Origin of the sequence: Actinomadura harenae, assembly GCF_003696215.1 — a bacterium.
In the GTDB taxonomy this organism is placed as follows: Bacteria; Actinomycetota; Actinomycetes; order Streptosporangiales; family Streptosporangiaceae; genus Spirillospora; species Spirillospora harenae.
In genome coordinates this window covers 1-7585 of record NZ_RFFG01000197.1, presented here as the reverse complement: position 1 = coordinate 7585, position 7585 = coordinate 1, and the positions used below count along the sequence as shown (strand labels likewise).

Genomic DNA, 7585 nt, shown 5'->3' with positions numbered 1-7585 from the left:
CGGCCGCGCTCACGACGCTCCGCCGCGACGCGCTCGTCTGGGGCTCCCGGGCCTCCCGCGCCGCGCCCGGCGTCCGGCAGACCCTGCCGCACCCGGCGGGGCTCGGCCCGCCCGCCGCCGAGGTGTTCGCCTCCTACCCCATCGACCGGCTCACCGCCCTGGTCACCGACCTGGACGGCGAGCTCCCGCGCGGCTTCAGCGACGCGACCCGCCTGATCGCGCGGATCTCCGAGCGCCTCGCCGACCCGTCCGCCCTGATCGAGGACGCCGGGGACGAGGCCCGCGCCGCGCTCGGCCGGCTCGTCTGGGGCCCGCCCGTCGGACGCGTCGCCGACGCCCGCCGTCCCGTCCGCGTCGACACGGCCGAGACCCCGATCGAACGGCTCCTCGCGCGCGGCCTGCTCGCCGCCGAGGACGACCGCACCGTGACCGTCCCGCGCGAGGTCGCCCTCCACCTGCGCGGCGGCCACCTGTTCCGCGACCTCGCCGCCGACCCGCCCCCGTTCGCCACGGACACGCGCGCCCGTGACGAGGACACCATCGTGCGCGGCGCGGCGGGCGAGGCGTTCACGGTCGTCCGGGAGATCGAGGAGCTGCTCGAACGCTGGAGCCTGGAGCCGCCGCCGGTGCTGCGCAGCGGCGGTCTCGCCGTCCGCGACCTGCGCGCCGCCGCGACCCTGCTCGACGTCCCGGAGTGGCGCGCCGCGCTGCTCGCCGAGATCGCCCAGGCCGCGGGCCTGCTCACCCGGTCCGGCGACCTGGACGGGGAGTGGCTGCCGACGCCCGCCTACGACCTGTGGCTGCGCCGCGACATCGCCGGCCGCTGGACCGAGCTCGCGCACGGCTGGCTGCGCACCGACCGCGTCCCCGGCCTGGTCGGCGAGCGCGACGACCGCGACCGGCTGGTCAACGCGCTCAGCGAGTCCGCCCGGCACGGCAGCGCCCCCGCGACCCGGCACGCGACCCTGGCGATCCTCGCGGACGCGCCCGCCGGGATCCCCGTCACCGCCACCGCCGTCCGCGAACGGCTCGACTGGCTCCAGCCGCGCCGCGGCGGCCCGCTCCGCGACCGGCTCGTCGACTGGTCGCTGCGCGAGGCCGCCGTCCTCGGCCTCACCGGGTTCGGCGTCCTCGCCTCCTTCGCCCGCGACCTGCTGGACGGCGCCGACCCCGAGTCCACGCTCGCCAAGCACCTCCCCGAGCCCGGCGACAAGGTCCTCATCCAGGCCGACCTGACCGCCGTCGCGCCCGGCCCCCTCGTCACCGACCTCGCCCGCGAGCTGGCGCTCACCGCCGACGTCGAGTCGACCGGCGGCGCGACGGTCTACCGGTTCACCAGCGGGTCCGTCCGGCGCGCCCTGGACGCCGGGCGGTCCGCCTCCGACCTGCTCGACATGCTGACCAGGCACTCCGCGACGCCCGTCCCGCAGCCGCTGGCCTACCTGGTCGAGGACGTCGCCCGGCGGCACGGGCAGCTCCGCGTCGGGTCGCTCGTCTCCTACGTCCGCGCGGACAACCCGGCCACGCTCGACGAGATCCTCGCCGACCGCCGCGCCGACCCGCTGCGGCTGCACCGGCTCGCCCCGACCGTCCTGGCGTCCGGGCTGGGACGCGCCGACCTGCTCACCGGGCTGCGCGGGCTCGGCCTCGCCCCGGTCGCCGAGTCGCCGGGCGGGGGCGTGATCGTCACCCGTCCGGACGCCCGCCGCGCCGAGCCGCCGCCGTCCGCCGAGATCGTCCGGCTGCGCCCGCCGGACGCCGTCGAGGACTCGGTGATCACCGCGACCGTCCGGGCGCTGCGCGCGGGCGAGGAGGCGTCCCGGCTGGGCGCCGCCCGGCAGGCCGCCGCGAAGGGCCCGGACGGCGAGCCGCCGCGTTCTCCCGCCGTCGCGACCGTCGAGCTGCTGCGCGGCGCGGTCGAGCGGGGCGCCCGCGTCTGGATCGGCTACCTCGACCAGCAGGGCCAGGCGTCCAGCCGCATCGTCGAGCCGATCCGCGTCGAGGGCGGCTTCCTGACCGGCTTCGACGCGACCCGCGCCGCCGTCCACCGTTTCGCCCTGCACCGCATCACCGGCGTCACGGAACTCAAACCCGAATAATTCGGTTGCCGCCGGTTCCTTTCTCCGGGCAGGGTGTTCCTCGTACGGCGACGACGGCCCGAAAAGGAGGGCTCCGGAAATGCACACACCGCAACGAGAGCCCTCGGGCTGCAAGCAAGCCGTCCCCAAACGCGCGCCCGGTGCGTAGGCAGCGGTTACTTCCGCTGATAACGGGGTGACGCAGGTTCGAATCCTGCCCGTCCGGCTCGACGGACGGTAGCTCAGCGGCCTAGAGCGCCTATGTACCGCAGCCGCCCTGGTCTCGGGCGCGCTCCCGTCCCTCCCGATGTCCCGGCCGGAGCCACTTCGGCACGTCGCGGCGAGAAATCAGCCGTGACGTAACGCTCCCGCCGTTCCGACATCGGGAGGGGCTTTTCTTTTCCGCCTCTCAGGAGGTTCACCATGTCCAAGTTCAACCGCGGCCGCATTGTCGGCGCACCCAGCCCCGTGAAGAGCCTTTCGCGTCCGACCGCCCTCGACCACGAGGGAACGCCCGCCTACGCGCGGGACACCAAGAGCGAGCTTTTCCTTTTCGCGGTCTCCAACATGGTGGGCGAGAACTCCTTCTACGAGCGGGCCGACGAGCGCGACGCCCGCTTCCGCGACCTGGTCGGGAAGGTCGCCGTGGACGACCCGGACTGGCTGGCCCGCATGATCGGCTGGCTCCGCGACACCGCGGGGATGCGCTCGGCGAGCGTCGTGGCCGCCGCCGAGGGCGTCGCCGCCCGCCTCGCCGCGGACGCGCCGGGCGGGAACCGCGCGCTGGTCCGCGCCGCCCTCCGCCGTCCGGACGAGCCCGGCGAGCTCCTCGCGTACTGGCGGTCGCGGTTCGGGCGCGCGCTGCCGCAGCCGGTCAAGCGCGGCGTCGCGGACGCCGTCCGCGTCCTCTACACCGAGCGGTCCCTGATCAAGCACGACACCGGGATCGTCCGGTTCGCGGACGTCCTGGAGCTCACCCACCCGCGCGCGGCCGACGCCCGGCAGGGCGACCTGTTCCGGCACGCGATCGACCGGCGGCACGGCCACGACGAGATCGTCCCCGAGTCGCTGACCCTGCTGCGGGCCCGCGCGGACCTGCTCGCGCTCCCACGCGGCGAGCGGCGCGCCCTCCTCGACCGTCCGGACGCCACCGACGTCCTGGCCGCCGCCGGGATGACCTGGGAGTCTCTCGCGGGCTGGCTCGGCGGACCGCTCACCAGCGCCTTCTGGGAGCGGATCATCCCGTCGATGGGCTACTTCGCGCTGCTCCGCAACCTCCGGAACCTCGACAAGGCGCGCGTTCCGGACGAGGTCGCCGAACGCGTCGCGGCCCGCCTCACGGCCCCGGACCAGGTCGCACGCTCCCGCGTCCTGCCCATGCGGTTCCTGGCCGCCCACCGCGCGGCGCCCTCGCTGCGCTGGGCAGGGCCCCTGGAGCGCGCGCTGGACGCCTCGCTCGCCAACGTCCCGTCCCTGCCCGGCCGGACGCTGATCCTCGTCGACCGCTCCGGTTCGTTGTTCGGCCCGCTGTCCGCGCGCTCCGACCTCACCGCGGCGGACGCGGCGGCCGTCTTCGGCGCGGCGCTCGCGCTGCGCGCCGAGCGGGCCGACCTCGTCCAGTTCGGCACCCGCCACAAGGCCGTCCCGTGCGGACCCGGCGAGTCCGTCCTGAAGATCGTCCAGCGGTTCGGGGACCTCGGCGGCACCCACACCGCCGAGGCGCTCCGGGCCCGCTACCGGGGGCACGACCGCGTCGTGATCGTCACCGACGAGCAGTCCTGGGGACCGGACCCGACCTCGCTCGTCCCGGCCGAGATCCCCGTCTACACCTGGAACCTGGTCGGCTACCGGCACGGGCACGGGCCGTCCGGCACCGCGACCCGGCACACCTTCGCGGGCCTGTCGGACGCCGCGTTCGCGATGATCCCCCTCATCGAGTCCGGCCACGCCACCGGCCGGCCCTTCTGATCTTCCCGGGGGTGTCCGCTGCGTCACAGCGGACACCCCCGGGAAGAGCCGGACGGTGCCGGGACGTTGTGTTCTCGGGGTAACGTGCGCAGACCGACCCGTCCGCGGACGCTCCACGCGCGGGCGCGTCCCGTCGCCGCGTCCGACCGCAGACCCCGTCCCACCCGCCGTCCGATGAGCTTGGGGGCACCGTTCCGTGACCGATGGGCCGCTGATCGTCCAGTCCGACAAGACGCTGCTGCTGGAGGTCGACCACGACCTGGCCGACGCCTGCCGCCAGGAGATCGCGCCGTTCGCCGAGCTGGAACGCGCGCCCGAGCACATCCACACCTACCGGGTGACCCCGCTCGCGCTCTGGAACGCGCGCGCCGCCGGGCACGACGCCGAGCAGGTCGTGGACGCGCTGCTGAAGTACTCCCGCTACCCCGTCCCGCACGCCCTGCTCGTGGACGTCGCCGACACCATGGCCCGCTACGGCCGGCTGCGGCTGGAGAAGCACCCCGACCACGGCCTGGTCCTGTCCTCGACCGACCGCGCCGTGCTGGAGGAGGTCCTCCGCGCCAAGAAGATCAAGGGCATGATCGGCGACCGGGTCGGGGACGACGCCGTGGTCGTCCACGCGAGCGAGCGCGGCGCCCTGAAGCAGGCCCTGCTCAAGCTCGGCTGGCCCGCCGAGGACTTCGCCGGCTACGTCGACGGCGAGGCCCACCCCATCGACCTGGACGAGGACGGCTGGGAGCTGCGCCCCTACCAGCGCGAGGCCACCGACGCCTTCTGGCACGGCGGCTCCGGCGTCGTCGTCCTGCCCTGCGGATCCGGCAAGACCACCGTCGGCGCCGCGGCCATGGCGAAGGCCAAGGCCACCACGCTGATCCTGGTCACCAACACCGTCTCCGCGCACCAGTGGAAGCAGGAGCTGCTGCGCCGCACCACCCTCACCGAGGACGAGATCGGCGAGTACACGGGCACCAAGAAGGAGATCCGCCCGGTCACCATCGCCACGTACCAGATCATGACGACCCGCCGGAAGGGCGTCTACCAGCACCTGGAGCTGTTCGACGCCCGCGACTGGGGCCTGGTCCTGTACGACGAGGTGCACCTGCTGCCCGCGCCGATCTTCCGGATGACCGCCGACCTCCAGGCCCGGCGGCGCCTCGGCCTCACCGCCACCCTCGTCCGCGAGGACAACCGCGAGGGCGACGTGTTCTCCCTGATCGGCCCCAAGCGCTACGACGCCCCCTGGCGCGACATGGAGTCGCAGGGCTGGATCGCCCCGGCCGACTGCGTCGAGGTCCGCGTCACCCTCACCGACTCCGAACGGCTCGCCTACGCCACCGCCGAGCCCGAGGAGCGGTACCGCTTCTGCGCCACCACCGACACCAAGACCCGCCTCGTCGAGGCCCTGGTCAAGCGGCACGCGGGTGAGCAGTTGCTCGTCATCGGCCAGTACATCGACCAGCTGGACGAACTGGGCGAGCTCCTCGGCGCCCCCGTCATCAAGGGCGAGACCCGCGTGAAGGAGCGCGAGCGCCTCTTCGACGCGTTCCGGGCCGGCGAGCAGAACGTCCTGGTGGTGTCGAAGGTCGCCAACTTCTCCATCGACCTCCCCGAGGCGACGGTCGCCGTCCAGGTGTCCGGCGCCTACGGCTCACGTCAGGAGGAGGCTCAGCGGCTCGGACGGCTCCTGCGTCCCAAGGCGTCCGGCGCGGGCGCCCGCTTCTACGCCGTCGTCGCCCGCGACACCCTCGACCAGGACTACGCGGCACACCGCCAGCGCTTCCTCGCCGAGCAGGGCTACGCCTACCGGATCGTCGACGCGGACGCCGTCCTGTCAGGCGAGGACATTTAGGGCCACTTCGTCACCCGCTCCTTTTCACATGACGACGAAAACACCCGTATCGCTCGACATCACCCACCACTGATAGCGATCATGGGCGCGCTCTCGTCGTCGTTCGGGAGGAGCGTCCATGCCCCCTTCTTTCGGCCGCCGCGGCGGCGGCCGCCTCCCGCGCCCCCCCGCGCGGCCTGGCCCACGCCGCGGTCACCGCCGGCCTCACCGCCTCGTTTTTGACCTTCGTGGACGGCCCGGCCTCGGCGTCCCCGATCGATGAGGACGCCACCGGCACACCCATCGCGGCCGTGAACGAGGCCACCAGGTCGATCGAGTTCTACCCGTCCCCGAAGCCCGGCCGGACCTGGAAGCCGACCAAACGCTGGCGTCCGATCTCGTCCTGGGGCGGCGGCGTGGACGTCAAGCTCCGCCCAGGCGGACCCTACGGCGGACGGGTCCTCGCGATCGCCGACGACGCCTCCGGCTACGTCGCCGTCTACACCTACCCCGGGCTCAAGCGGAAGTGGTCGGCGCACGCAGGCCGCGGACGCTCCGCCAACGTCCACGGCGTCGAGTTCCTCCCGGACGGCAACGTCGCCATCGCCGACGCCGCCGGTGAGGACGGCGGCAGCATCAGGATCCTCTCCCGCAGGGGAGCGAAGGTCCTGACCCGGCGCGCCTTCCCGGGCGCCCACGAGGTCCTCTACGACCCGTCCCTGCGCGCCCTGTGGGCCATCGGCAACGACCGGCTGACCAAGTACCCGTACCGCTCCGGAGACCTCGGGTCCCCGGTCGACTACAAGCTCCCACGCTCGTCCGCCCATGCGGCGTCGAAGAACGTCCCGTCCTTCGGTCACGACGTCCAGCCCGTCTACGGCCACAGGGACCGCCTCTGGATCGTCACGAGCGGCGGCGTCACCCAGTTCTCCAAGAACGCCTCCAGACGCTGCAGGCTCGTCCCCACCGAGGTGAACTGGCCCCGCCCCCACCTGGACGGCGCGGGCCGCCGCTACTGCAACGACTTCCCCGGCGCCGCCACCCTCAACGCGGGCAACCCGACCCCGGACCACACGGGCAGCTACCGCCGCTTCCCGAAGTCCATCGGCAACGACCCCGCCACCGGCCGCGTCCTGCTCACCTTCCCGGCCCCCGCCCCCGGCTACCACTCCTGGACGACGCCCTACGCCGGCCTCTACACACCTCCCGGCTGGCACCCCGTAGAACTCACCCCGAACAGAACAAAGACCGCCTACTACCGAGCCCGCTGGCTCATCCCCGCCTACCAGTAGGCCGAACACAAACGCAAAAAGGCCCCGCCACGAAAATGGCGGGGCCTCCCCCAACACACACGCAAACAAAAAGAAGTGGGACCCGCCACAATGTGGCGGGCCCCACCCAATATAAGTCCGGCGGCGTCCTACTCTCCCACACAGTCTCCCATGCAGTACCATCGGCGCTGAGGGGCTTAACTACCGGGTTCGGGATGGGACCGGGTGTTTCCCCCTCGCCATAACCACCGAACGATCAACGCACAACCCCCAAACAAGCAGGGCCGGCAAGTCTCGTCCGAGCCGTTAAAGCTCAGTATCAAAATATCATGCGATTCAACCAGATTGTTTTCTGGGAACCACACAGGGACGCGAACATCTCGAACAGCAGCGATTGGTTTGAACGCTCAGTGTGTTCAAGCCACTCGGCCTATTAGTAC

4 protein-coding genes and 1 rRNA gene are annotated in these 7585 nt (G+C 72.8%); 4 read left to right on the top strand and 1 reads right to left on the bottom strand.

What is annotated here, in order from left to right; all coding sequences use genetic code 11:
* The 4 genes from EBO15_RS42080 to EBO15_RS42065 all read left to right on the top strand — a co-directional run.
* Positions 1 to 2099, top strand: a 2099-nt coding sequence (locus EBO15_RS42080) for a helicase-associated domain-containing protein (RefSeq protein ID WP_122200032.1), incomplete at its 5' end; no start/stop codon positions are given.
* A 402-nt stretch (positions 2100 to 2501) separates the two neighbouring features.
* Positions 2502 to 4046, top strand: coding sequence for a TROVE domain-containing protein (locus tag EBO15_RS42075; protein ID WP_122200031.1), 1545 nt, complete (start codon positions 2502 to 2504; stop codon positions 4044 to 4046).
* 196 nt (positions 4047 to 4242) lie between these two features.
* Positions 4243 to 5895: a DNA repair helicase XPB gene (locus EBO15_RS42070; protein WP_122200030.1), complete on the top strand. Its 1653-nt coding sequence runs from the start codon at positions 4243 to 4245 to the stop codon at positions 5893 to 5895.
* 227 nt (positions 5896 to 6122) lie between these two features.
* On the top strand, positions 6123 to 7166 hold the full coding sequence (locus EBO15_RS42065; RefSeq protein WP_233616846.1) for a DUF6528 family protein: 1044 nt from the start codon (positions 6123 to 6125) through the stop codon (positions 7164 to 7166).
* Between the two features lie 115 nt (positions 7167 to 7281).
* Here the strand turns inward: EBO15_RS42065 and rrf are convergent.
* Positions 7282 to 7398 (bottom strand): 5S ribosomal RNA (gene rrf / locus EBO15_RS42060).
* Between the last annotated feature and the right edge of the window lie 187 nt (positions 7399 to 7585).

Excerpts from the sequence above, each read along its gene's own strand:
- EBO15_RS42075 (WP_122200031.1), top strand. The coding sequence starts at position 2,502 with ATGTCCAAGTTCAACCGCGGCCGCATTGTCGGCGCACCCAGCCCCGTG.